The organism is Nocardia sp. NPDC003979 (genome assembly GCF_053605015.1).
Genome location: NZ_JBSGIJ010000009.1, coordinates 116,516 through 141,484, shown reverse-complemented (window position 1 = coordinate 141,484; position 24,969 = coordinate 116,516). Strand labels below are relative to the sequence as shown.

Genomic DNA, 24,969 nt, shown 5'->3' with positions numbered 1-24,969 from the left:
TGAGGGAGTCGATTACATGGGGAGATCGGGGGAATCGACGCCGACAACGCGGTCGCCGCAGAACACCCGGACGGACTCACCGGGGGCGTGACCGCCGATTCCCGAAGCGCCCCAGAAGCTTTGGGCCGATCCGTCGGCCAGGTCGGCGACCTTGGCGCCGTTGACGCGCACCTCGCCGGACAGGATTCGCGAGCCGACATCGACGGCGCGGTCCAGGTCGCCGCCGAACACGTAGGCGTCGAGCCCCGACGGGTCGGCGTTGGCCACGCGCAGCGCGTCCTCGTCGGACTCCACGGCGTGCAGGCTGATCAGCGGGCCGAACAGTTCGGCGGTCGCCAGCGACGCGTCGACGCCCGTCGCGACGGTCGGCGACAGGAAGAAGCCGCCGAGGTCGGGGAGCTTCGCGGGCTGGTGGATGGTCGCGCCATGGGTGCGAAGCCCTTCGATCCGGCTCTGCAGCGTCGCGAAGTGCGGGGCGTTGGAGATGGGGCCGAGTTCGGTGCTCTCGTCGAGCGAGTTGCCGATCTCGATGTGGGCGATCCGGTCCAGCAGCGCCTCGAGCAGCGGTTGGACCAGGCTCTTGTGCGCGAGCACCTTGCCGGGGCCCTCGCACCACTGACCGTTGAGCTTGGTCATCCCGTCGAGGATGCCGTCGGCCGCCACGTCGATATCGGCGTCGTCGAGCACCAGGGCCGGATTGTTGCCGCCGAGTTCGAGCTGGAGCACCTTGAAGTCCTCGGCCGCCGCGCGGGCGATCGCCCGGCCGGCGTTCGGACCGCCGGTGAAGGAGACGATCTTCACGCGCCGGTCACCGGTGACGGCCGCGCCCACGTCACCCGCACCGTGCAGCAGCTGCAACGCACCGGCGGGCAGCCCGGCCTTGACGAAGCTCTCGACGATGATCTGAGCGCTGCTCGGCGCGTGTTCGGACGGCTTGAGGATCACCGGGCAGCCGGCGGCCAGCGCGCTCACCATCTTCGCGGCGGGAATGAAACTCGGGCCGTTCCACGGGGTGAGGATGGCGGCCGGGCCCCACGGGACCTTGTACAAACGCACGTCCCGCCCACCGGCCTCGAGTGCGGTGCGACGCGGGATGGTCCGCAATTCCGCGGCCGCCGAACGGATCCGGTACGGCAGGAACTGGGCGACCATCCGGGCCTTGGCGATCGGGACACCGCTGGTGAGAGCGTCGGTGCGGGCGATGTCCTCGATGCGGGACTCGACGATGTCGGCCGCGCGCTCGATGATCTCGGCGCGTTCCTCGCTCGCCGCGTCGTCCCAGCGTTCGAAACCGTAGGACTGCTCGGCATGGCGCAGGGCGCGCTCCACATCCGCAGGGGTGGTGGTGACGGCGCGGTGCACCGGCAGGCCGGTGTTGGGGTCGAGGTTCCAGGCGTCGGGAATCGTCGCGCACTCGGACCACTCGTCGGCGATGTAGTTGATCGGTTGGGGCAGTTGCGGATTCGTCATCAGGTGCTCCTTCGGTGCGCGAACGGGACTCAGACAGTGAGGTCGGCGACGATGCGGGTGACTTCGCCGGACTTCATCGCCTCGAAGCCCTTGTCGACGTCGTGGAACGGGATGACATCGCTGACCATCTCGTCGAGCAGCAGCCGCCCCTGCTGGTACAGGCGGGCGAACTGGGCGATGTCCTCCTGTGCCTGTCCCGACCCCATGTAGGAACCGATGAGGCGCTTCTCGGAGAAGAAGAAGTTCCAGGCGGGCAGCTTCAGATCGGTGCCGTCGGGAGCGATACCGACCAGGCACGCGGTGCCGGTGGGGCGCAGCACCTCGAGGGCGGTGGCCGCGGTCCGCGCGCTGCCGACGGCTTCGAAGGAGTAGTCCACGCCGTCCCCGAGCAGGTTCTGGATCTCGGCGGCCACATCGGCCGCGCCGTTCACGACGTGGGTGGCGCCGTAGGTCCTGGCGGCGGCGAGGCGGGCGTCGTCGAGGTCGACGGCGACGATCGCCGAGGCACCGGCCAGCCGTGCGCCCTGGATGATGGCCGAACCCACACCGCCGCAACCGATCACGGCGACAGTGGCGCCGGGACGCACTTCGGCACCACGGAACACGGCGCCGACACCGGTGATGATGCAGCACGAGAGCAGGCAGCCCACGTGCAAACCCACCTCGTCGGCCACCTTCACCAGCGCGTTCTCGCGCATCAGGGTGTGCCGGGAGAACGCACCGACATCGCCGAGGCGATGGACGACCCGCCCGTCGGGCAGCTGGAAGGCGGGCCGGGGTCGCTGCCGGATCTGGGTGACGCGCTGGCACTGGGTCGAGTGACCGACCTGGCAGTTGCGGCACTGCCCGCACGAAGGCGTGAGAGCGCCGACGACGCGATCGCCGGGACGCAGCGTGGTCACCGCCGAGCCGACCGACTCGACCACGCCCGCCACCTCGTGCCCGACCACCACGGGCAGGTCGGCGCCGACGGTGCCGGTCATGTAGTGCAGGTCGCTGTGGCACAGACCGACATTCGAGACCGCGAGGCGAACCTCGTTGGGCTCCGGGTCGTCGACCAGGATCTCGGTGAACTCCAGCGGTTCACCGACCGCCGTGAGGACAGCTGCTTCGGTGGTGATCATGATCGGCTCCGATCTCGGTTGCTCTGCGCGGGCGCCGGGGACGCCGCGTTCTTCGATGTCCAGAAACCCTCGATGCCCTCGCTGAAGGCGCCGGACTCCCAGGCCTGGCGGGCGGCGTCGTCCTCGCGGGCGAACGCGGCCTCGATCTCGGCGGGCAGTGGACGCAGCAGGCCCAGGTGCAATGCCGTGATGCGGGGATCGGAGTTCCACTGGCGGGCCACCTCGACGGCGCGGTCGACCAGCATCTCCGGGGCGACGATCTCGTCGAGCAGGCCGATGCGCAGCGCCTCCTCGGCGGCGACTCGCTGCGAGCCGAGAACGATGCGCATCGCGTGGTTGCGGACCAGCCTGCCCATCAGGAAGCTCGAGGCGTTGGAGATGATGATGCCGCGGTGGTTCTCCGGCTGGAAGTACTCGGCGGCCGTGCTGCCGATCCGCCCGTCGCACGACAGCGTGATCTCCGAGGCGCCGCCGACGGCGATCCCGTTCACGGCCGCGATCACCGGGATCCTCGTCTCGAAAATCGCGCGGGTGATGTCGTGGAAAGTCGAGACCGCCTCGCGGATCTCCTCGTAGGTGGACGGAACCGCCTGCAGGTCCTCCCCCGCGGAGAAGGCCCGGCCGGTGCCGGTGAGCACGATCCCGCGCACCAGATCACCGGTGCCGAAGTGGCGGATGGTCTGCGCGAGCAGCACCCGGGTGGCCACATCGAGCACGTTCAGCTTCGCCGGGCGGTTCAGCGTGAGCACCGCGACGTCGTCGTCGATGCGTACGTCCAGATAGTTGTCGGTCATGTCCGGCTCCTCAGTCGCGCGGTGGTTGCAGGTCGTAGGTGGTGCCGGGGTTCTCGGCGGCGCGTGCCTTCAGCGCGGGTTTGGACACCCGCTCGGACGGGGTGCGCGGGAAGTCGGCGACGAATTCCACATAGCGCGGAAGTTTGAAGCGCGCCAATTGATTTCGTGCGCCGTCGAGGATGCGCTGCGCGGTCTCGCGGCTCTCCGCGACACCGGGCGCCAGCTGCACGAAGGCCTTGACCTCCTCGCCGAACAACTCGTCCGGTACCCCGACGACGGCGGTGGCGACAACGCTGTCGTCGCGTTCGAGCACGCGTTCGACCTCGGCGCTGGCGATGTTCTCCCCGCCCCGGCGGACCATGTCCTTGAGCCGGCCGACCAGGCGGTAGCTGCCTTCCTCGCGGACCGCGACATCGCCGGTGTGCAACCAGCCGTCACGCAGCACCTGGGCGGTGTCCTCGGGCCGGTTCCAGTAGCCGAGCATCATCGGTTTGCCGGAGGTGACGAGTTCGCCCGATTCGCCCTCGCCGACTTCGCGGCCCTGTGGGTCGATCACCCGGACCTGTTTGGTCGGCACGGGCCGACCGAGCCGACCACTGCCGACGTCCTCGATGGCTTCGGGCAGGCTGACCAGGTCGACGCCGCTCTCGGTCATCCCGAAGATTTCCCGCCACGGCGCGCCCCACCGCTGTTCGAGCTCGGCGTGCAGAGCGGCGGGAACCCCCGAGCACAGCACGATGCGCAGGTCGTTGTCGCGGTCCTGCGGGGTCGGCGCCTGCTTGTACAGCAGTGTCGGCATCGAACCGAGGACGTAGCAGAAGGTGGCCCGGTGCTTGCGGACGTCGGCCATGAAGCCCGACGCGGAGAACCGGGGAAGCACCACCAGCGGCGCACCGATCGTCAGGCACAGTGCGGTGTTCCACTGCGGGTCCATGTAGGAGAACGGTTGTGAGGTGAGCGCCACGTCGTCGGGGCCGAGGTCGGCCGCGTTCGCGCAGACCCAGCCCAGCCGGGTCCAGTAGTCGTGGGTGAGCATGCACGCTTTGGGGAACCCGGTCGTGCCCGAGGTGTATTGGAAGTTGGCGAGCGTCTCGCCGGTGATGTCGAGTACCGGACGCCCCGCCGGAAGGTGCGCGAGTTCGCCGACCGCGGGCACGTCGATGATGCGGACGTCGGCCAGGTCGTCGGCGCCGGTGCGGACCTCTTCGACCAGAGCCCGATGCTCGGCGTCGGTGAAGATCAGCCGCGCGCCCGAATCGCGGAGCACGAATTCCAGGTCCGCGCGCTGATACGACGAGTTCACCGGGACCGTGACGCCGCCCGCGCCGAGGATCGACAGCCAGGCCACCGGCCACTCGACGACGTTGGGGAGCATGATCGCCACCCGGTCGCCGGGGCAGACGCCGTCCTCGGCGACCAGTCGCCGCGCCAGGCGCGAGGTCCAGTCGTCGATCTCACCGAACGTCCACGTGCCCTGCGTGAAGCGGAGGAACTCACGCTCGGGCGAGCGCGCGGCCTGGTCCGCCAGGAGATCGACGAGGCTGTCGATGGGCGGGTCCATGGCCAGGCGAGCGAGCGTGATCTCACGTTCGGGGTGGACCGATTCGACTCGGGTCATGTCGTCCTCTTCGCGGTTGCCAGGTGACAGGTCGTCGGTCGACCTGCAGCCGGCCGGGGTTGCGGCCGAGCGCGGCGGGCGCGCCGTCACGGGGTGTTTTCGATGGGCCTGGATCGCCGGTGGGTGTGGCCACTGGTCGGCGGGAATGTGAGGCCTGCCATAACGGTAGCCGGAGTGGGTCATTTGATCAAGGCATATGACTATCTTTTCTTCGCGACAGGCGCAATCAGACGCGAGCGATGCGCTGTCGGACTGGTAATGTCGAAGTTGACTTGATCAATCGTTCAGATATGAATCGATAGGAGTTACGCATGGCTCGCATCCCCGCCGCCGAACGCCGCGCCGATCTGGTGGCCGCGGCCGTGCGCGTGATCGCCGCCCACGGGGTGGACGGAGCCACGACCCGCCGCATCGCGGAAGAGGCGAGCGCTCCCCTGGCCACCCTGCACTACTGCTTCGCCACCAAAGAGGTGCTGTTCGCAGCGGTGTTCGAGTACCTCGCCAACGAGTACCGCGACGTGCTGCACCGCAGCGACGTCCACAGCGACACACAGAACACGGCTCGCGGGTTGTTGCGCGGCGTACTCGAGTGGTATCTGGCGAACCCGGATTTCGGGGCAACCATCCTCGAGCTGATCAGCTGGGGCCAACGAGAGGGCGAGCAGGCCGAGGTCGTGTACGCCAAAGCCTTCTCGACCATGCGCTCGATCCTCGAGGGCACCACCGTCGCGCCCGGCCGACCGGTCGACGCGGACACGATCGACAAGCTGATCTACGTGGTGTCCGCACTGTCGGACGGCTTCGCCCTCAACTGGCTGGTCTTCACCGACGAGAACGCGGCGCAGGCCCAGATGGCACTCACCCTCGGCGTGCTCGACGCCTGGATGGCGGTGAACCTGGGCGAGCCCGCCGCCCCCGCGGCCGAGCCGCTGGTCCATGAACCCGAGCCCGACATGCGCTCGCTGGTGTCGTGGGTTCGCATGGACTGACCGAGACGCAGTACACGCCGCTGTGGCCGCCACCGACGAGGCGACGGCCACAGTCGTCGTTGTTCAGCGCTGCTCGGCGGCCGCTTCGACCAGCCAGCGCAGGGCGCCGTCGTCGGTGACCATCCACTCGGGATGCCATTGCACGCCGAGCACCGGGGCGCCGGGCAGCTCGATGGCCTCGGCGACGCCGTCCTCGGTGCGGCCGGTGACGACCAGCCCGTCACCGCACGCATCGACCGCCTGGTGGTGCCACGAATTGGTGACGAGCCGATCGCCGAACACCTTCTGCGCCACCGTTCCCGGATCGAAGGTGACGACGTGCCCGGGGTCGCCGTCCGACAGCGGACCGGCCGCCGCCAAGTGCTCGATCGGCCCGGGAGGCAGGTCGGCGATCAGCGTGCCACCGAGGGTCACGTTCAGCACCTGCATGCCGCGACACACGCCGAGCAGCGGGATCTGCCGTTCGATCGCGACCGTGGTGAGTTCGGTCTCGAAGCGGTCGCGGTCGGGATCGTGCACCGACGGGTTGTCGACCGCGTCGATCTCACCGACCACCGACTCGTCGCCACCCCACCAGCGCGGGTGCACATCCTGACCGCCCGTGATCACCACACCCGACAGCCAGTCACCGAGCGCGGCCGGATCGGCGTCGTAGGGCAGCATCACCGGCACGCCGCCCGCGCGGGTGATCCGTTCCGCGAAATCGGTGAAGAAGGCGTCGGTGAGCCGTCGGCTGTAGCCCGGATGACTGCCGCTGATCAGGCCCATCCTGAACCGTCGTCCGGTGAGCCCGATCAGCGGTTTCACCGGGGTCGAGCGCGCGGTCACGGGAACTCGAAGTAGCGCGTGGATTCCCACTCCGACAGCTCGGCGAACGGATCGCCGCCGGTGGTGTGGAACTGCATCCATTCCCAGCGCCGCGTGCCGACCCAGTAGTCGACGAACTCGTCGCCGAGCTGCTCACGCAGGATCAGATCGGACTCGAGCGCGTCGGCCGCCTTGGTGATGGTGTCGGGCAGCCGTTCGAGATCCGGTGCGCACCAAGCCATGTCGCTGATCGGGTCGGCCGGTTCGAGCTTGCCGTCGATTCCGGCGATCACACCGGCCAGAATCGTCGCGACCGCGAGGTACAGGTTGGCGTCGGCACCCGGAACGCGGTACTCGAGGCGCGAGTACTTCGGGTGACCACACACCGCGCGCACGGCTGTCGTCTTGTTGGCGATGCCCCACGTCACCGTGGTCGGGGGCCCGCTCAGGTCGACCAGGCGGCGGAAGGAGGTGATCTGCGGGAGCATCACCGAGGTCGCGCCGCGCATCGTCGCGAGCAGTCCGGCGACCGCGTGCCGCATGGTGTCCGACGGCCCGTCGGCGGCGTAGAACGCATTGACACCGTCGCGCTGCAACGACAGGTTGACGTGTGAGGCCTGTCCGTAACCGGCGGTCGGTTTGGCCATGAAGGTGACGGTGTGACCGAGTTCGAAGGCCACCTCACGCATCACCTGCCGGGCGCGAGCCCAGTTGTCGCACACCGAGATCGGGTCGGCGGGGACGAGATTGAGCTCGACCTGACCGGCCGCGTCCTCATCGCTCCACGCCTCCCACTCGATACCGATCTCCTCGAGCCGTCGCGCGACCGCCGACATGTAGTCGACCCAGTCCTTGGACTTCGCCAGGTTGTAGGCGGTGCCCGCGGAGCCACCGAGCGGGGTGAGATCGCGGTACCCCTTCGCGCGTGCCTCGTGCACCGACTCCTGGAACAGGGTGGCCTCGATCTCGACGGCGATGGTCGCGGTGAAACCGCGGTCGGCGAGCCGATCGACCAGCTTGCGGGCGAGATTGCGCGGACAGGTGCCGATCGGGGTGCCGTCGGGCTGCCAGTAGTCACCGATCACCGACTGCACACCGGGCGCCCACTGCACCATGGTCGCCGGGTCGGGCCGGAACTGCAGGTCGGCGAGATGACCGCGCCAGCCGGGGTAGGCGAACCCGAGCGTCGGCGCGTTGCCGAGGTCGAGACCGAACAGCAGGTCGGCCATCGCGAAACCGGAGTCCGCGCAGGCGGTGTACTTCGCGGGCGAGACGTTCTTGCCGTGGAACGAACCGTCGTGATTCGTGGACTCGATCCGGACCGTGTGCACGCCCGGCTCGAGAGCTGTTGCGGTGGTGGCGATTTCAGACATCGTAACGAACCTTCCAGGAGGCGCCGACCAGTACGGACAACTGCGAGAGCGTGCCGCGCACGCCGACGAGGCCGGTGGACAGAGCGGCGAGCAGATCGACCGCGCCGGTGAAGACGGCGGCCAGCAGGTCCGGCGGGCCCGCGATGACGTAGTGGGTTTCCCCCTCGCCCGCGACGACCTGCTCCACGCCGTCGGGTCCTTCGATGACGGCGACGAGCATGTCGGGGATGCCGGGTACCGAGCGGGCCTTCTCCCAGAAGCCCAGCGCGGCGGTCTTCCAGTCCGGCAGCGGCGGCGACAGCAGGGCGACCGCGACGGCCGCGAGCTCCGCCGAGCCGACGGGCTCGCCCATCGGGGCGAAGAACTGGTTCAGATCGACGGTCGCGTCGAGGTCGGGCTCGACGAACACACCGCCCGACACCGCGATCGCGCCGTCGGCGAGAGTGATCGTGGCCGCCTGCGGTGTGTCGTGGGAACGGATCGCGATCGTGCCGGTGAGTCCGGCGGGCAGCAGCGAACTGTCGGCGCGGAGGGAATCGGCGATGGTCCGGGCGATCAGCCGGACGATCGGACTTGCGTCGTCCTCGATCCGGATGTCGACCCCGGCGACCGCGTCGGCCCCGCGCGTCGCGGGACCGATCGTCGTTTCGGTCATCTTGTTGTCCTTTCGATGCGACGAGATCGCGTGCGCGGTACACCGTCGACAGCGGATCCCAAATGGAACGTGAACTTCTAGTCAAATGTCTGGGTCACGTGACTATGATGGTGAGGCACAGATCACTTCTTGTCAACGACGAGCGAGGATTTCCCATGAACGACGACACTCCCGCGAGCTGGAAACTGCTCGATGACCAGGCGACGGCCGTAGCGACCATGATCAGCCGGCTCTTGGCGAAACCCCTCCACGAACTGGGCCCGGAGCAGGCTCGCGCGCTGGTGAACTCGGCACCGTCGGCCGAGCCGATCACCCCGCTCGACCATGTCGCACCACTGACCGTGCCTACCCGAACCGGCACCATCGCGGCGCGCCTCTACCGCGCGAACGCGACGACCACGGCCGCCGCACCCACCCTGGTCTACCTGCACGGCGGCGGTTTCGTCCTCGGCACCCTCGACGGCGCCGACGAGCTGTGCCGGGCCATCGCGGACAAATCAGGGTGGACGGTTGTGTCACTCGAGTACCGCCTGGCGCCGGAGAACCCCTACCCGGCGGCGCTGCACGACTGCGTCGACGCCTACGCCTGGCTGCGCCGATCGGCCGCCGACCTGGGCATCGACCCCGATCGGATGGCGATCGGCGGTGACTCCGCCGGGGGGAATCTCGCCGTCGCCCTGTGCCTTCACCGCCGCGAGAACGGCGGCGACCTGCCCGTCGCGCAGGTACTCGCCTACCCCGCCGTCGACGACACGTTCACCAGGCCGTCGTGGTCGGAGTTCGCCGACGCACCGCTGCTCGGCGCCGCGGAAGGACGCTGGTTCTGGGAGCAATACGTCGGGGCCGGACATCCCGGCGGCGATCCCCTGGCGGCGCCGCTGCGGGCGGAATCGTTGCGGGACCTGCCGCCCGCGCTGGTCATCACGGCCGAGGTCGACCCGATCCGCGATGACGCCGAGGCGTACGCACAACGCTTGCGGGACGAGGGCGTGCCGGTGTCGTCGACCAGGTACACCGGGGTCTTCCACGGCTTCTTCACCGAGGTGGGAGTGTTCGCGCAGACCGAGCAGGCGATCGACGAGGTCTGCGGATACCTGCGCGATCTCGCGTCCCCGTAGCTCGGCTCTTGGCGGTCGACCGGGATCCGTCGCCGGTCACCTGACATGGTCAGTTGATCATGATGCGCCTGCCGGTCCGGTGGCGCTGGAGATGCGCCGCCGTACCGAGGCTTCGAGTCACAGTGCTTTCACGATGTCGTCGACGCGGTCCTTCGCGTCACCGAACAGCATCGCGGAGTTCTCGCGGAAGAACAGGGGGTTCTGGACGCCGGCGTAGCCCGAGGCCATGGAACGTTTGAAGACGACGACGTTGTCGGCCTCCCACACCGTGAGGACAGGCATGCCCGCGATCGGGCTGGCCGGGTCCTCGGCGGCAGCGGGGTTGACGGTGTCGTTGGCGCCGATCACCAGGACCACGTCGGTGCCGGTGAAATCGTCGTTGATCTCGTCCATTTCCAGGACGATGTCGTAGGGCACCTTCGCCTCGGCCAGCAGCACGTTCATGTGGCCGGGCAGCCTGCCCGCGACGGGGTGCACACCGAACCGCACGGTGACGCCCCGCTCGCGCAGCTTGCGGGTGAGTTCGGCGACGCCGTGCTGGGCTTGGGCCACGGCCATGCCGTAGCCGGGCGTGATGATCACCGACGACGCCCCGGCGAGCAGTTCGGCGACGGCATCAGCGCTGATCTCGCGGTGCTCACCCAGGTCGGTGTCACCGGCCGGGCCCGCGGTGATGCCGAAGCCGCCCGCGATCACCGACACGAACGAGCGGTTCATGGCCTTGCACATGACATAGGACAGATAGGCACCCGAGGAACCGACCAGCGCGCCGGTGATGATCAGCAGATCGTTGCCGAGCAGGAAGCCCGACGCGGCCGCCGCCCAGCCGGAGTAGCTGTTGAGCATCGACACCACGACCGGCATGTCGCCGCCGCCGATGGAGGCCACCAGGTGCCAGCCGAGCAGGAGCGCCACGACCGTGATCGCCACCAGCGTCCACAGCCGGGGGTCGAGGACGAACCACACGGTCAGCGCGGCGAACAGCACGAGCGCGCCGACATTGAGAATGTTCTTGCCCGGCAACATCATCGGTGCCGACGCGATGCGCGCCGACAGCTTCAGGTAGGCCACGATCGAGCCGGTGAATGTCACCGCGCCGATGAAAACCCCGACCGCGACCTCGGCACCGTGAATTCCCAGCAGTCCGTCGGCGCGCAGCAGCGCGGCCTCGGCGCCGCCGGGATGTCGTTCGACATGCAGGTAACCATTCCAGCCGACCAGCACCGCCGCCACACCGACGAACGAATGCAGCAGCGCGATCAGCTCGGGCATCCCGGTCATCTCGACGACCTGGGCCCGCCACAGGCCGATCGCCGCGCCGATCGCGGTGGCGCCCACCAGCAACAGCAGGCCGGCGGGCTGGATGTCGCGGCTGATCGCGAGGACGACGGTGGCGCCGAGGGCCACCGCCATTCCGACGATGCCGAAGGTGTTGCCCATCTTCGCGGTGTCGTGCCTGGCCAGGCTGCCCAGCGCGAGGATGAACAACAGCGCCGCGACGAGGTAGGCCGAATCGGCCACGGTTGCAACGGAAATCATGAGAATTCGCTCCGGGTCGGGCGCAGCTCAGCTGCGGGAGAACATGGCGAGCATGCGGCGGGTCACCGCGAAGCCACCGAAGATGTTGATGCTCGCCAGCAGGATCGCCGCGCACGACAGGCCGGTGATCCACGCATCGCCGTGCCCGATCTGCAGCAGCGCGCCGACCACGATGATCCCGGAGATCGCGTTGGTCACCGACATCAACGGGGTGTGCAGCGCGTGATGGACATGGCCGATCACGTAGTAGCCGATCACGATCGCGAGCGCGAAGACCGTCAGATGGCCCTGGAGCGCGGGTGGTGAGATCGCGATCAGCCCGAACACCGCGGCCGCGGCGATCAGTACCAGCCCGATGCGGCGCGCGGCGGACAGGGGCTCCTTCGCCGCGGCCGGTTCCGGCGGCTCGACGGGTTCGGCCGCCGGTTTCGCCGAGACGGCGACCGGGGGCGGCGGCCAGGTGATTTCGCCCCCGCGCACAACGGTGATCGATCGCTGGACGACATCGTCGAAGTCCAGGACCAGCCTGCCGTCCTTGCCCGGGGTCATCAGCTCGATCAGGTTCGCCACATTCGTGCCGTACAGCTGGGAGGCCTGCGTGGGCAGACGACCGGCGAGGTCGGTGTAACCGATGATGGTGACGCCGTTGTCGGTGACGATCGCCCGGTCGGTGACGGTGCCCTCGACATTGCCACCGTTCTGCGCGGCCATGTCGACGATGACGCTGCCGGGCTTCATCGAGGCCACCATCTCGGCGGTGATGATGCGCGGCGCCGGGCGCCCGGGGATCAGCGCGGTGGTGATGATGATGTCGACGTCGGCGCACTGCTCGGCGTACAGCTGAGCCTCCCGCGCCCGGTAGTCGTCACCCATCTCCTTGGCGTACCCGGTGGCCGATACCTCCGCCTCGGCGGAGTCGATCGAAAGGTATTCGCCGCCGAGGGATTTCACCTGGTCGGCGACTTCCGGGCGCGGGTCGGTTGCCCGCACGACCGCACCGAGACTGCCCGCGGCCCCGATGGCGGCCAACCCGGCCACCCCGGCGCCGACGACCAGCACCTTGGCGGGTGGCACCTTGCCCGCGGCGGTGACCTGGCCGGTGAAGAACCGGCCGAACGCGTGGGCGGCCTCCACGACCGCGCGATAGCCCGCGATATTCGCCATCGACGACAGCACGTCCAGCGACTGGGCCCGCGAGATCCGCGGCACGGCGTCCATCGCCAGGGCGGTGAGCGGCCGCTTGCCGAGCTCGGTGACCACGTCGGGGTCGTTCAGCACCCCGAGCAGACCGATGACGGTGGTGCCGGGGTTCAGGTCGGCGAGCTGGTAGGGGGCGGGGGCATTGACGCCGAGCACGATGTCGGCGGTGCGGGCGTCGCCGATCGTGGCACCCGCCTCGACGTAGGCGTCGTCGGAGAACGACGCGAGGGTGCCCGCGCCCGGGTCGACCACCACCTCGTAGCCGAGCCGGACGAGCCGGGTGACCGTCGCCGGAGTGGCGGCCACCCGGGTCTCGCGTGGGCGTGCTTCGCGCAGGACACCGATGATCATGGTCGGGGCACCTCGACCAGCTCGGCCAGCCGCACCCGGTGTGCCCCGGCGGTACCGAAGGCGAGCTGGTCGGCCTTGGCGCGCTTGAGGTACAGGTGGGCCGGATGCTCCCAGGTCATGCCCATGCCGCCGTGCAGCTGCACCGCCTCCTCACCGGCGTGGACCGCGAGGTCGCCGCAGAACGCCTGGGCCACCGAGGCCGCGACGGGCGCGTCGGCGTCGTCGGTGGCGAGCGTGGCGGCCGCATAGCGGGCAGCGGCGTTGCCGGACTCGACCGCGGTGTAGAGGTCGGCCAGCCGGTGTTTGATCGCCTGGAACCCGCCGACCACGCGGCCGAACTGGCGACGCTCCCGCAGATACGCCACGGTCTCGTCGAGGCACCACCGCGCCACGCCGTACTGCTCGGAGGCGAGCAGAGCGGTGCCCGCGGCGAGCGCCCGGCGCACCGCCGCCTCGCCGTCGGCGACCACGAGTTCGCCTGCGGCGCCGTCGAACTCGAGGTCGGCGAGCTGGCGGGTCATGTCGAGGGAGACGACCGCGGTGAGTCGCGCGTCGGCGGTCGAAACCGCGTACAGCGCAACACCGTCGGGCCCGGTGGCCGGGACCAGCAGCACATCGGCCTCGAGCGCACCGGCGACACTGGTGACAGTGTCTGTCAGCCGTCCGTCATCGACCGACACGGTGGGCAGCGCGCCGTGCGCAGCAGTCGTCAGCGGCACGGCCAGGGCGGCCGTGCGCTCCCCTGCCGCGAGCTGACCGAGCAGCGCCGAACCGGAGCCGAGCAGCGCGGTCGTCGCGACCACGGCACTGGTCAGGAAGGGCACCGGGGCGACGAAACGCCCGAGCTCCTCGAGCACCACCGCCGCCTCACGAGCCGAGGCACCCGCGCCACCGTCCGCTTCGGGCACGAGCAGCCCGGCCAGGCCGAGGTCGACGGCGATGTTCTTCCACAGGCCGTCGACCAGCGCGCGGTCGCCGTCGTAGAGGGCGGTGACCGCGCCGGGTTCGCAATGCGCGGTCAGCACCGAGCGCACCACGGCGCGCAGGTCGTCCTCGACTTCGGTGTAGAGCAGATCAACGTCGGTCATCGCGCGACTTCTTTCCAGGGACGGTCCTTGTCGGTACGCGGCTCGGCGGGCAGGCCGAGAATGCGTTCGGACACGATGTTTCGCAGGATCTCGGAGGTGCCGCCCTCGATGGAATTGCCCTTCGCTCGCAGGTAGCGGTATCCGGCGTCGCGTGCGTTCATGTCGACACGCTCCGGACGGACCATGGTCCAGTCGGAATAGCGAAGGCCGTCTTCGCCCAGCAGTTCGACCTCGAGTCCGGACAGCTGCTGCGCGATCCGCGCGAAGGACAGCTTCATCGCCGAGCCCTCCGGACCGGGCTGTCCCTGAGCCAGCTTCTGGCGCAGGCGAAGTCCGGTGAGCCGGGCGACCTCGGCGTCGACCCACAGCCGCAGCAGCCGGTCGTGCAGCTCCGGGGTGCGCCGATCCGGGTTCGCCCGCCACGTGTCGGTGACCACGCCGATGAGCCCCGATTCGCGGGCACTCGCCCGGCCGCCGATGGCGACGCGCTCGGTGTTGAGGGTGGTGTTGGCGATGCGCCACCCGTCGCCCTCGGCGCCGAGGCGCTGTTCGTCGGGGACGCGGGCGTCGGTGATGAAGACCTCGTTGAACTCGGCCTCACCGGTGATCTGGCGCAGCGGCCGCACCTCGACACCCGGCTGGGTCATGTCGATCAGGAAGTACGACATGCCACGGTGTTTGGGGACGTTCGGGTCGGTGCGGGCGAGCAGGATGGCGAACTGTGCCAGGTGCGCGCTCGAGGTCCACACCTTCTGCCCGTCGACCACCCACTCGTGACCGTCGCGGACCGCGCGGGTGCTGACATTGGCCAGGTCGGAGCCGGCCCCGGGTTCGCTGAACAGCTGGCACCAGATCTCCTCGCCCGTCCACAGCGGACGCAGGAAACGCTTCTTCTGCTCCTCGGTACCGCAGGCCAGGATGGTCGGACCCGCCATGCCGAGACCGATCACGTTGGCCGCCGGATTGTTGTCCGGGGCCCCCGCCTGCTCGAAGAGCTGGTCCACCTCGGTCTGCCAGCCGTGCGGCAGACCGAGACCACCGTGACCTTCGGGGAAGTACACCCACGCCAGCCCCGCGTCGTAGCGAGCGCGCAGGAACTCCAGGCGCTCGGTGGTTGCGGGATCGTTGGCGGCGAGGAATTCCCGGATCCTGGTGCGGAGTTCGTCGATGGTCATCGGCCCTCCCGATGTTTGCGCAGCTCGTTCTTGGCCAGCGCGTTCTTGTGGACCTCGTCCGGTCCGTCGGCGAAACGCAGGGTGCGGTTGCCCGCGTAGGCGGCGGCCAGCGAGAAATCCTGGGACAGACCGGCGGCGCCGTGCACCTGGATGGCTTTGTCGAGAATCCACTGGACGGTGGCCGGGGTGGCGATCTTGATCGCCTGGATCTCGGTGTGGGCGCCCTTGTTGCCCACGGTGTCCATCAGCCAGGCGGTCTTGAGCACCAGCAACCGCAACTGCTCGAGCTTGACTCGCGACTCGGCGATCCAGTCGCGGATCACGCCCTGCTCGCTGAGCGGCTTGCCGAACGCGACACGCTCCTCGGCGCGGGCGCACATCGCCTCGATGGCCCGCTCGGCCACGCCGATGGCCCGCATACAGTGGTGGATGCGGCCGGGCCCGAGGCGGGCCTGCGCGATGGCGAAGCCGTACCCTTCACCGCCGATCAGATTGGTGGCCGGGACCCGCACATCGGTGAAACGCATCTCCGCGTGGCCGCCGTGTTCGTGGTCGTCGTAGCCGAAGACCTCCATGCCGCGAATGATCTCCACGCCAGGGGTGTCGCGCGGGACCAGGATCATCGACTGCTGCTGGTGCCTGCTCGCGGTCGGGTCGGTCTTGCCCATCACGATGAAGATGCGGCAGTTGGGGTTCATGGCGCCGGTGATCCACCACTTGCGCCCGTTGAGCACGTAGTCGTCGCCGTCGCGCTCGATGCGGGTGGAGATGTTGGTCGCGTCGGAGGAGGCCACATCGGGTTCGGTCATCGCGAACGCCGACCGGATCCGCCCGTCCAGCAACGGCTCGAGCCATTCCTTGCGCTGCTCGTCGGTGCCGAATTGCGCCAGCACCTCCATGTTCCCGGTGTCGGGTGCCGCGCAGTTCAGCGTGGCCGGCGCCAGATGGCCACTGCGGCCGGTGATCTCGGCCAGCGGTGCGTACTGCAGGTTGGTCAGCCCGGCACCCTCCGCGCCGGGCAGGAACAGATTCCACAGGCCGCGCCTGCGGGCCTCGGCCCGCAGCTCGGTCATGATCGGCACCGAATCCCAGGCCCAGCGGTTGTCGAGCTGGGACACCTGTTCGCGGAACACCGGTTCGGCCGGGTAGACGTGGGTGTCCATGAAGTCGAGCAGCGAGGCACGCAATTCCTCGGTGCGGGCGTCGTAGGCGAAATCCATCAGCGGTACTCCTTCAGTGCGGTGAGGCCGGTTTCGAGGAGGGGCTCGATGGCCGAACCGATGGCATCGAAACCTTCGCCGACAGTCTGGCCGTGCAGATAGCGGTAGTGGATGCCTTCGAGGATCGCGGCCAGTTTGAACGCGGCGAGCCCGAGATAGAAACCGAACCGCGACATGTCGCGCTCGCTGCGCGCGGTGTAGCGGGCGATGATCTCGGCTTCGGTCAGGAAGCCCGGTGCCACCGTCGCGTCGGCCACCACAGCACTGCCCGCCCTGGCCGCGAGGCGGCCGTAGACGACCATCAGCGCCAGGTCGGTCAGCGGATCACCGAGGGTGGCCATCTCCCAGTCGACAACCGCCGCGAGCCGGTCCGTGGAATCGATGAGCACATTGTCGAGCCGGTAGTCACCGTGCACGATGCCGACCGCCGACTCGGCGGGGACGTCCGCGGCGAGCAGCGCGTGCAGTTCCTCGGCCAGCGGGAAGTCGCGGGTGTGTGACGCGTCGAGCTGCTTCTTCCACCGGCGCACCTGGCGTTCCAGGAAACCCTCGGGACGACCGAAATCGGCCAACCCGACCGCCGCGGGATCGACCGCGTGCAACACCGCGAGGGTGTCGATCAGATCGGTCGAAATGGCGCGGGTGCGTTCGGGTCCCAGCTCACGCAGTTCAGCGCCGGTCCGGTACGGCGTGCCCTCGACGTACTCCATCACGTAGAAGGGGGCACCGAGCACGGTGTCGTCCTGGCACAGTGCGTACATCGTCGGCACCGGGACGTCGGTGTGCTGCAGGGCCGCCATCACCCGGTATTCGCGGGCCATGTCGTGGGCGGTGGCCAGCACGTGCCCCAGCGGAGGCCGGCGCACGATCCACCGGCTGGTGCCGTCGGTGACCGCGTAGGTCAGGTTCGACTTGCCGCCCGCGATCAGCGAGCCACTCAGGGCCGGCCCCGCCACCGGCAGCTGACCACGGAGCCAGGTGGAGAGCCGACCGAGATCCAGGCCGGGAAGGTCGGCCCGGGTCTCCATCAGGCCACCACGAGGGTCAGCGATTCGACCACGCAGACCGGCTTGTCGCCGCCTTCGCGCTCGACGGTCACCCGGGAAGTGACCAGGTGGCCGGCAGCACCCGCCGCGACCGAGACCAGCTCGATGCCGGCGCGCACCTTCGAGTCCACCGGGACCGGCGCCGGGAAACGCAACTTGTTGGCGCCGTAGTTGACCGCCATCTTCACGCCCTCGATCCGGTACACCTGCGGGACCAGCAGCGGCAGCAGCGACAACGTCAGGTAACCGTGCGCGATCGTGGTGCCGAACGGACCCTCGGCGGCCTTCTCGGTGTCGACGTGGATCCACTGGTGGTCACCGGTCGCGTCGGCGAACGCGTTGATCTGCGCCTGGGTGATGGTGTGCCACCCGGAGTAGCCAAGGTGGGTTCCGACAGCGCCCTCGAGTTCGGCGACGCCCTGGAAAATTCTCATGCCTTCGGACCTCCCGCGACGTAGAGCACCTGACCGGACACGAAACCCGCTCCCTCACTGGCGAAGAACGACACGGCGTGCGCGATGTCCTCGGGCACACCGGTACGCGCGACCGGAATCTCCTTGGCCGCACCGGCTTTGAAGTCCTCGAACGGAATGCCGACGCGCGCCGCGGTGGCCGCTGTCATCTCGGTCTCGATGAAACCGGGGGCGATGGCGTTGGCGGTGACACCGAACTTGCCGAGCTCGAACGCGAGGGTCTTGGTGAAGCCCTGCACGCCCGCTTTGGCCGCGGCGTAGTTGGCCTGGCCACGGTTGCCCAGCGCCGAGGTGCTCGACAGGTTGACGATGCGGCCGAACTTCGCTTCCGTCATGTACTTCTGGACCGCGCGGGTCATCAGGAACGCGCCGCGTAGGTGCACGTTCATCACGGTATCCCAGTCGTCGGTGGTCATCCGGAACAACAGGTTGTCGCGGATGACACCCGCGTTGTTGACCAGCACGGTCGGGGCGCCCAGCTCGGCGACGACCCGCTCGACGGCGCCGGTGACGGCCGCCTCGTCGGCGACGTCGGCGCCGACGGCGATGGCCCGGCCGCCCGCGGCCTGGATCTGCTCGACGACCGGCTTACAGGCGACCTCGTCGAGGTCGATCACGGCGACGGCCATGCCGTCGGCGGCGAGCCGACGGGCGACGCCCGCGCCGATGCCACGGGCGGCGCCGGTGACGATCGCGGTCTTGGTCGGTGTGCTCATTGGTTTCTCCTGAGGTTTTCGCCAGTAGTTGTCAGACGCCGCCGGTCAGCGTGACGCCGCCGTCGAGGACCAGTAGTTGTCCGGTGACCCAGGACGCGTCGTCGGAGAGCAGGAACGCCACCGCGCCCGCGATGTCCTCGGGCACGCCGAGCCGCTTGAGCGGGTAGGTCTCGGCGAGCTCCTGCTCCTTGCCCTCGTACAGGGCGGTGGCGAACTTCGTCTTCACCACGGCGGGCGCGACCGCGTTCACCCGGAGCTTCGGGCCGAGCTCCACGGCCAGCTCCTGGGTGATGTAGGTCAGCATGGCTTTGCTGGCGCCATAGAATCCGATGCCGGGCGCGGGCTTGATCCCGGCCACCGACGACACGTTCACCACCGCGCCGCCGTGCTCGGCCATCCACGCCTTGTGCACCTGCTGGGTCCACGCCAGTGCCGCAAGGCAATTGACCTCGATGATCTTGCGCGCGGCCTGCAGGTCCATCTCGATCATCGGACCGTACACCGGGTTGATGCCGGTGTTGTTCACCAGCAGATCGACGCTGCCGAACGTCTCGATCGCGCGGGCGACGGCGTCTTCCTGATGGGTGGTGTCATCGGCGCGGCCCGCCACGCCGAGCGCGTGCTCGGGGCCGCCGAGCTGGACCACCGCCGCGTCGAGGGCGTCCTGCTTGCGGGCGGTGACGACGACCTTCGCGCCGTCGTCGACCAGGCGCTGCGCGATGCCGAGCCCGATGCCGCGGCTGGCGCCGGTGACGATCGCGGTCTTGCCCGCGAAACGGCCGCTCACGACAGACGCTCCAGCACCATCGCCATACCCTGGCCGCCGCCGACGCACATCGTCTCCAACCCGAACTGCTTGTCGTGGAAGCGCAGCGAGTTGATCAGTGTGCTGGTGATCCGGGCGCCGGTCATGCCGAACGGGTGACCGACCGCGATCGCGCCACCGTTGACGTTCAGCTTGTCCTCGGGGATGCCGAGTTCGCGGGCGGAGCCGAGCACCTGCACGGCGAAGGCCTCGTTGATCTCGACCAGGTCGATGTCGTCGATGCTCAGACCCGCGCGGCGCAGGGCCTGCTTGGAGGCTTCGATCGGACCCAGGCCCATGATCTCCGGTGACAGGCCCGAGACACCGGTGCTGACGACCCTGGCGAGCGGGGTCAGTCCCAGTTCCCTGGCCTTGGTGTCGGACATGATGACCAGAGCGGCGGCGCCGTCGTTGAGCGCGCAGCAGTTGCCCGCGGTGACGGTGCCGTCGGGACGGAACACCGGCTTCAGCTGACTCACCGCCTCGAGGGTGACACCGGCACGCGGGCCGTCGTCGGCGCTGACCACCGTGCCGTCGGGCAGTGTCACCGGAGTGATGTCGGTGGCCCAGAAGCCGTTGGCGATGGCCTTCTCGGCCAGATTCTGCGAGCGGACACCGAATTCGTCCTGCTCGGCACGGGTGATCCCGGTGAACTGGGCGACGTTCTCCGCGGTCTGACCCATGGCGATGTAGACATCGGGCAGCTGACCGTTCACGCGGGGGTCGGCCCAGGACGGGGCCCCACCGGCGGCCCGTTCGGCGGTCCGCGCGACCGCGTCGGCGAAGACCGGGTTCTGGGTGTCGGGCATACCGTCGGCATTGCCCTTGGTGAAGCGGCTCACCGTCTCGACGCCGGCCGAGATGAAGACGTCGCCCTCGCCGGCCTTGATCGCGTGCAGCGCCATCCGGGTGGTCTGCAGGCTCGACGAACAGTAGCGATTGACGGTCGTGCCGGGCACCGTGTCGAGCCCGGCCAGCACAGCCACCGTGCGGGCCATATTGAAGCCCGATTCGCCCGCCGGCTGACCGCAGCCGAGGACGAGGTCCTCGATCTGGGTCGGGTCGAGTTCGGGAACCTGAGCCAGCGCGGCACGCACCATCTGCACGGTCAGGTCGTCGGGACGCATGTCCTTGAGCGAGCCCTTGCCCGCGCGACCGATCGGGGAACGGGCAGCGGCGACGATCACAGCTTCCGGCATTCGGATCTCCTTTGATAACTAAGCGCTTGCTTAGTAGCATAGTGCAGGGTGGTCCCCGTCACCGTCAACAGCAATCAGGACTTCAGCTCCTGTTAACCACATCACATCAGCCGTGACCAGTGCGGTTCCCACGAGACGAGATAATGGCGATCCCATGACCGAGACAACCGAACCCCGCGGCGACTCGACCCGCGCGCGACTCATGGAAGCCGCCGTCGCTGCCTTCGCCGAGAAGGGCTTCAACGGAACGACGACGCGCGATATCGCCGGGGCCGCCGGCATGAGCCCGGCCGCGGTCTACGTTCATCACAAATCCAAAGAGGAACTGCTCTACCTGATCTCGCGATCGGGCCACGACGAAACCCTCGAGCTGATCCGGAAGGCGGCAGAGTCGTCCAGCGATCCGGCAATCGCCCTGCGTAACGTGATCTACGATTTCGCCGTGCATCACGCGCGCGGTCACACCGGCGCCCGGATCGTCAACTACGAACTGAACTCACTGAGCCCCGAGCACCTGACCGAGATCCGCGCGATCCGCCAGCAGATCGATCAGGCCATGCGCGACCTGGTCCGTCGCGGGATCGAGGAGGGCGTCTTCGACACCCCTGACGCGCGAATGGCGTCCACCGCCCTGCTCTCCCTCGGCATCGACATCGCCCGCTGGTACCGCGACGAGGGCGACTGGTCCCCGGAAGACATCGCCACGGCTTACGCCGACATGGCGTTACGCATCGTCGGCGCCGGCTGACCCGCGCCTTACACACAAGGAGAAAAGGTGGTCGAATCGACCGGGACACCGTCGGTCACACCCCAGACCTTCGGTCGCGTCACCGCATTGGTTGCCGACAACGGTGGGGTTCTGCCCTACGGCAACTCCGTGGTGGTACGCGGCAGCGAACGAACTCTCCTCATCGACCCCTCCCTGGCACTCAGGCCCGGGACTGTCACGGCCGACCTTGTTTTCCTGAGCCACGGCCACGAGGACCACATAGCCGGGCTGCGGCATTTCGACGCACCGACCTACGCCCACCACCTCGACGTCGCGGCGGTGTCCTCGCTCGACGCGCTGGTCGCGCAGTACGGGCTGCCTCCCCGTGTGCGCGACGAGGTCGTCCGGGATCTGGACGAGCAGTACGGCATCCCCCGGCGACGCGACGGCGTGATCGGCGTCGCCGACGGCCACGTGTTCGAACTGGGCGACGTCACCGCCACCGTCGTCCACCTTCCGGGTCATACCCCGGGACACTGCGGCGTGCTCGTCGAGCCCGACGGTTTCTTCTACATCGGCGATATAGACCTGACCTCGTTCGGCCCGATGTACGGCGACGTGCACAGCAGTGCCGACGACTTCCTCGCCTCCATCGACCGGGTCGCCGCCACCGAGGCCCGCTGGTACGGCACCTTCCACCAGAAGGGCGTGATCGAGGGCGTCGACGAATTCCGTGAGCGCCTCGGCGCGTACCGCGCGAAACTGTTCGAGCGCGAACGCAGGCTGCTGGAGCTCCTCGATGAACCACGCTCGCTGTCGGCGATCGTCGCCCACCGGCTCGTCTACCGGCCACACGTGTCGGCCCCCTATGTCGAGGCTGTCGAACAGCGCGTGGCGGAGCAACATCTGGAACGGCTCGTCAGAGCCGGTGATATCGCCGCGTCACCCGACGGCACCTTCGCGCGCACCGTCTGACCATCCCCGTTTCCGCGTCCCGGCCGGGGCTGCGCGAACGTGCCTGGACTCACACTCCCCGACAGCCGCTCCGCCGTCGCCTGTCAGGCGATCCTCAGGTTTGCCTGGGAAGGTCGGTGACGCAGCAGACAAAGGAGTCGTTTGTGTTCAACCGTTGGGGCGACCTTGTCCATCGATTTCGCTTCGCCGTCATCGCGATCGTCGGTGCCGCGCTGCTCGGGCTCGGTGGGTACGGGCTCGGCTTGTCCGACCACCTCACCTCGAGCGGATGGGACGACCCCGGTTCGGAATCCTCGCAGGGCTCGCGGATCGCCGACCAGGCATTCGGGCGCGACCATACCGCCGACGTCATCGTGCTCTACAACGCTCCCGACGGTAGGACGATCGACGATCCGGAGTTCAGCGGCACGGTCGTCGCGGGTCTGAACAAGGCGCTGGCCGAGCACCCCGACGAGATCGACAAGATCAACGGCGCCTACTGGCGGGTGGGCGACGCGCCCGCGGTGCCGTCGGTGTTCGGGTCGGCCGACAAGCGGCACGCGTTCGCCTCGGTCGCGCTCGTCGGCGACAACGACACCGATCTGCTGCGCAGCTACCGGGCGGTGAGCGACGCCTTCCACATCGACGGTGTGGACGTGGAGGTCTCGGGGCTGCAGGCCATCGGCGGCACCCTCAACGACACCATCGCCACCGATGTCCACCGAATGGAACTGCTGGCCATTCCCGCTGTGGCGGTGCTCCTGTTCTTCATCTTCGGTGGCGTCGTCGCCGCCGCGCTGCCGCTGATCATCGGTGGGCTCACCATCTTCGGTGCCAACGGCATCGTCATGGCGATCACGAACTTCACCGACGTCAACTCGTTCGTCTCCGCCGTGGTGTCGATGATCGGCCTCGGCCTGGCCATCGACTTCGCCTTGTTCATCGTCAGCCGGTTCCGGGAGGAGCTCGCCGCCGGTTACGACACGCGCGCGGCAGTCCGGCGCACGGTGATGACGGCCGGACGCACCGTCGTCTCCTCGGCGACCATGATCGTCGCCAGCCTCGGCGGCATCCTGCTGTTCCCCCAGGGCTTTCTCCGCTCGGTCGCCTACGGCACCATCGCGACGGTGTCACTCGCCGCCCTGACCGCGGTGACGATCCTGCCCGCGATGCTGGCCGTGCTCGGGCCACGGGTGGACATGCTCGGCATCAAACGCTTCCGCAAGACCAAATCCGCCGAGGAGATCGAGAACGGCTTCTGGGGCAGGCTCCCCCGCTGGGTGATGCGACACCCCTTGAAGGTGGCGGTGGCGGTCGTCGTCGGGCTGCTGTTGCTGATCATCCCGATCAAGAACCTCGCCTTCGGCGGCATCAACGAGAAATACCTCCCGCCCGACAACAGCACCCGGCTCGCCCTCGAACACTTCTACGAGGTGTTCCCGCTGAAGAAGACCGACCCGATCCAGTTGGTCTTCGTCGGCGAGGACACCAACGCCATCGGCGCGGTATGGAAGCAGGCCAACCAGGCGCCCGGGCTCGTCGGCCAGTTCGGCGTGCCGAGCAACACCGGCTCCAACGATCCGGCGGTATACCGCACCTCGGCCACCCTGGTCGATCCGACCGGCAACGCCGAGCCGACGATCGACTACCTGCGCGCCATCGACGTACCGGACGGAGTGGACATGTACGTCGCGGGGCAGCCCGCGATCATGGCCGACAGCATCGAGAGCCTGCTCGACCGGATGCCGCTGATGATCGGGCTGGTCCTGCTCGTCACCACGCTGCTGATGTTCCTCACCTTCGGTTCACTGGTGCTGCCGATCAAGGCGGCGCTGATGAACGCCCTCGGGCTCGGTTCCACACTCGGCATCCTGACCTGGATCTTCATCGACGGTCACGGCGCCGGGGTACTGAACTTCACGCCACAGCCGATCAGCGCACCGGTGCTCATGCTGATCATCGCGGTGATCTACGGCCTGTCGACCGATTACGAGGTCTTCCTGATCTCGCGCATGGTCGAGGCACGCGCCCATGGCGCGTCCACCACCGAAGCGATCCGCACCGGCACCGCGCAGACGGGCCGCATCATCACCGCGGCCGCGCTCATCCTGCTCGTCGTCACCGGCGCATTCGCGTTCTCCGATCTGGTGATGATGCAGTACATCGCCTACGGCATGATCGCGGCGCTGTTCATCGACGCGACCATCCTTCGCATGCTGCTCGTCCCCGCAATCATGAAACTGCTCGGCGACGACTGCTGGTGGGCGCCCAAGTGGGCCAAGCGAATTCAGGAAAAGGTCGGGCTGTCCGAACCGAGCCTCGCCGACGAACGACCCGGCCGGGACGCGATGGTCGACCTGGTGCGGACGACACCCGTCACCGACCCGCCGACCATGCGGATGGCCGCGGTCCCCGACAGCAAACTGGCACGCACACCCCGCCGCCCGCGCACCGTCGCCGAGATCGAAGCCGAAGCCCCGACCCATCGACTGGGCCGGATCACCGACCGGCCCCCGAGGTAGCCGAACGGCCGGTGCGGAAGGCGG

General features: G+C 68.6%; 22 protein-coding genes. 5 read left to right on the top strand and 17 right to left on the bottom strand.

Annotated elements, in window-relative coordinates; genetic code table 11:
- Window positions 1-12: 12 nt before the first annotated feature.
- From ACWEVR_RS20245 to ACWEVR_RS20230, 4 genes are read right to left on the bottom strand one after another with little or no spacing between them, the layout of a single operon-like run.
- A complete protein-coding gene (locus ACWEVR_RS20245; RefSeq protein ID WP_452468201.1) occupies window positions 13-1,470 on the bottom strand; it encodes an aldehyde dehydrogenase family protein in 1,458 nt (485 codons plus the stop codon).
- Window positions 1,471-1,499: 29 nt separating this feature from the next.
- Window positions 1,500-2,594 carry a Zn-dependent alcohol dehydrogenase gene (locus ACWEVR_RS20240; RefSeq protein ID WP_452468200.1) on the bottom strand — a complete coding sequence of 365 codons (1,095 nt, stop codon included), beginning with the start codon at window positions 2,592-2,594 and terminating at the stop codon, window positions 1,500-1,502.
- Window positions 2,591-3,388 (bottom strand): enoyl-CoA hydratase/isomerase family protein, encoded by a 798-nt coding sequence (locus ACWEVR_RS20235; RefSeq protein WP_452468199.1) that lies wholly within the window; start codon window positions 3,386-3,388, stop codon window positions 2,591-2,593. The genes ACWEVR_RS20240 and ACWEVR_RS20235 overlap by 4 nt, the downstream gene beginning before the upstream one ends.
- 10 nt (window positions 3,389-3,398) lie before the next feature.
- The gene (locus ACWEVR_RS20230; RefSeq protein ID WP_452468198.1) at window positions 3,399-5,006 is read right to left on the bottom strand and encodes a class I adenylate-forming enzyme family protein; all 1,608 of its coding nucleotides are present in this window, start codon (window positions 5,004-5,006) and stop codon (window positions 3,399-3,401) included.
- Between the two features lie 311 nt (window positions 5,007-5,317).
- Between ACWEVR_RS20230 and ACWEVR_RS20225 the strand changes: the two genes are divergently transcribed.
- Window positions 5,318-5,995, top strand: a complete 678-nt coding sequence (locus tag ACWEVR_RS20225) for a TetR/AcrR family transcriptional regulator (RefSeq protein WP_452468197.1) — start codon at window positions 5,318-5,320, stop codon at window positions 5,993-5,995.
- A gap of 63 nt (window positions 5,996-6,058) precedes the next feature.
- Here the strand turns inward: ACWEVR_RS20225 and ACWEVR_RS20220 are convergent, their stop codons facing one another.
- Genes ACWEVR_RS20220 through ACWEVR_RS20210 form a run of 3 tightly spaced genes read right to left on the bottom strand, consistent with a single transcriptional unit; the run spans window position 6,059 to window position 8,830 of the window.
- Window positions 6,059-6,823: a gamma-glutamyl-gamma-aminobutyrate hydrolase family protein gene (locus tag ACWEVR_RS20220; RefSeq protein WP_452468196.1), complete on the bottom strand. Its 765-nt coding sequence runs from the start codon at window positions 6,821-6,823 to the stop codon at window positions 6,059-6,061.
- On the bottom strand, window positions 6,820-8,175 hold the full coding sequence (locus ACWEVR_RS20215; RefSeq protein ID WP_452468195.1) for a glutamine synthetase family protein: 1,356 nt from the start codon (window positions 8,173-8,175) through the stop codon (window positions 6,820-6,822). The genes ACWEVR_RS20220 and ACWEVR_RS20215 overlap by 4 nt, the downstream gene beginning before the upstream one ends.
- Window positions 8,168-8,830 (bottom strand): hypothetical protein, encoded by a 663-nt coding sequence (locus ACWEVR_RS20210; RefSeq protein WP_452468194.1) that lies wholly within the window; start codon window positions 8,828-8,830, stop codon window positions 8,168-8,170. Before ACWEVR_RS20210 ends, ACWEVR_RS20215 begins: the two co-directional genes overlap by 8 nt.
- A gap of 155 nt (window positions 8,831-8,985) precedes the next feature.
- Between ACWEVR_RS20210 and ACWEVR_RS20205 the strand changes: the two genes are divergently transcribed.
- Window positions 8,986-9,948, top strand: coding sequence for an alpha/beta hydrolase (locus ACWEVR_RS20205; RefSeq protein ID WP_452468193.1), 963 nt, complete (start codon window positions 8,986-8,988; stop codon window positions 9,946-9,948).
- Window positions 9,949-10,065: 117 nt separating this feature from the next.
- On the opposite strand, the gene pntB is transcribed toward ACWEVR_RS20205, so the two are convergent.
- Genes pntB through ACWEVR_RS20155 form a run of 10 tightly spaced genes read right to left on the bottom strand, consistent with a single transcriptional unit; the run spans window position 10,066 to window position 20,760 of the window.
- Complete coding sequence (gene pntB, locus ACWEVR_RS20200) at window positions 10,066-11,487, bottom strand: Re/Si-specific NAD(P)(+) transhydrogenase subunit beta (RefSeq protein ID WP_452468192.1); 1,422 nt, start codon at window positions 11,485-11,487, stop codon at window positions 10,066-10,068.
- 27 nt (window positions 11,488-11,514) lie between these two features.
- Window positions 11,515-13,038 (bottom strand): Re/Si-specific NAD(P)(+) transhydrogenase subunit alpha, encoded by a 1,524-nt coding sequence (locus tag ACWEVR_RS20195; RefSeq protein WP_452468191.1) that lies wholly within the window; start codon window positions 13,036-13,038, stop codon window positions 11,515-11,517.
- Window positions 13,035-14,126 carry an acyl-CoA dehydrogenase family protein gene (locus tag ACWEVR_RS20190; RefSeq protein WP_452468190.1) on the bottom strand — a complete coding sequence of 364 codons (1,092 nt, stop codon included), beginning with the start codon at window positions 14,124-14,126 and terminating at the stop codon, window positions 13,035-13,037. The genes ACWEVR_RS20195 and ACWEVR_RS20190 overlap by 4 nt, the downstream gene beginning before the upstream one ends.
- Complete coding sequence (locus ACWEVR_RS20185) at window positions 14,123-15,301, bottom strand: acyl-CoA dehydrogenase family protein (protein ID WP_357143011.1); 1,179 nt, start codon at window positions 15,299-15,301, stop codon at window positions 14,123-14,125. Before ACWEVR_RS20185 ends, ACWEVR_RS20190 begins: the two co-directional genes overlap by 4 nt.
- On the bottom strand, window positions 15,298-16,521 hold the full coding sequence (locus ACWEVR_RS20180; RefSeq protein ID WP_452468189.1) for an acyl-CoA dehydrogenase family protein: 1,224 nt from the start codon (window positions 16,519-16,521) through the stop codon (window positions 15,298-15,300). The genes ACWEVR_RS20185 and ACWEVR_RS20180 overlap by 4 nt, the downstream gene beginning before the upstream one ends.
- The gene (locus ACWEVR_RS20175; protein WP_452468188.1) at window positions 16,521-17,549 is read right to left on the bottom strand and encodes a phosphotransferase family protein; all 1,029 of its coding nucleotides are present in this window, start codon (window positions 17,547-17,549) and stop codon (window positions 16,521-16,523) included. The genes ACWEVR_RS20180 and ACWEVR_RS20175 overlap by 1 nt, the downstream gene beginning before the upstream one ends.
- Window positions 17,549-18,001, bottom strand: coding sequence for a MaoC family dehydratase (locus ACWEVR_RS20170; RefSeq protein WP_452468187.1), 453 nt, complete (start codon window positions 17,999-18,001; stop codon window positions 17,549-17,551). Before ACWEVR_RS20170 ends, ACWEVR_RS20175 begins: the two co-directional genes overlap by 1 nt.
- On the bottom strand, window positions 17,998-18,756 hold the full coding sequence (gene fabG / locus ACWEVR_RS20165; protein WP_067639670.1) for a 3-oxoacyl-ACP reductase FabG: 759 nt from the start codon (window positions 18,754-18,756) through the stop codon (window positions 17,998-18,000). Before fabG ends, ACWEVR_RS20170 begins: the two co-directional genes overlap by 4 nt.
- A 31-nt stretch (window positions 18,757-18,787) precedes the next feature.
- Window positions 18,788-19,543 carry an SDR family oxidoreductase gene (locus tag ACWEVR_RS20160; protein WP_452468186.1) on the bottom strand — a complete coding sequence of 252 codons (756 nt, stop codon included), beginning with the start codon at window positions 19,541-19,543 and terminating at the stop codon, window positions 18,788-18,790.
- Window positions 19,540-20,760: an acetyl-CoA C-acetyltransferase gene (locus ACWEVR_RS20155; RefSeq protein WP_452468185.1), complete on the bottom strand. Its 1,221-nt coding sequence runs from the start codon at window positions 20,758-20,760 to the stop codon at window positions 19,540-19,542. The genes ACWEVR_RS20160 and ACWEVR_RS20155 overlap by 4 nt, the downstream gene beginning before the upstream one ends.
- Window positions 20,761-20,914: 154 nt before the next feature.
- Between ACWEVR_RS20155 and ACWEVR_RS20150 the strand changes: the two genes are divergently transcribed.
- The 3 genes from ACWEVR_RS20150 to ACWEVR_RS20140 all read left to right on the top strand — a co-directional run bounded on the left by ACWEVR_RS20150 (window position 20,915) and on the right by ACWEVR_RS20140 (window position 24,945).
- Window positions 20,915-21,508, top strand: a complete 594-nt coding sequence (locus ACWEVR_RS20150) for a TetR family transcriptional regulator (protein ID WP_452468184.1) — start codon at window positions 20,915-20,917, stop codon at window positions 21,506-21,508.
- Window positions 21,509-21,535: 27 nt separating this feature from the next.
- Complete coding sequence (locus tag ACWEVR_RS20145) at window positions 21,536-22,444, top strand: MBL fold metallo-hydrolase (RefSeq protein WP_452468183.1); 909 nt, start codon at window positions 21,536-21,538, stop codon at window positions 22,442-22,444.
- A 143-nt stretch (window positions 22,445-22,587) separates the two neighbouring features.
- Entirely contained in the window at window positions 22,588-24,945 is a 2,358-nt protein-coding gene (locus ACWEVR_RS20140) for an MMPL family transporter (RefSeq protein ID WP_452468182.1), read from the top strand.
- The last annotated feature ends 24 nt before the right edge of the window (window positions 24,946-24,969 follow it).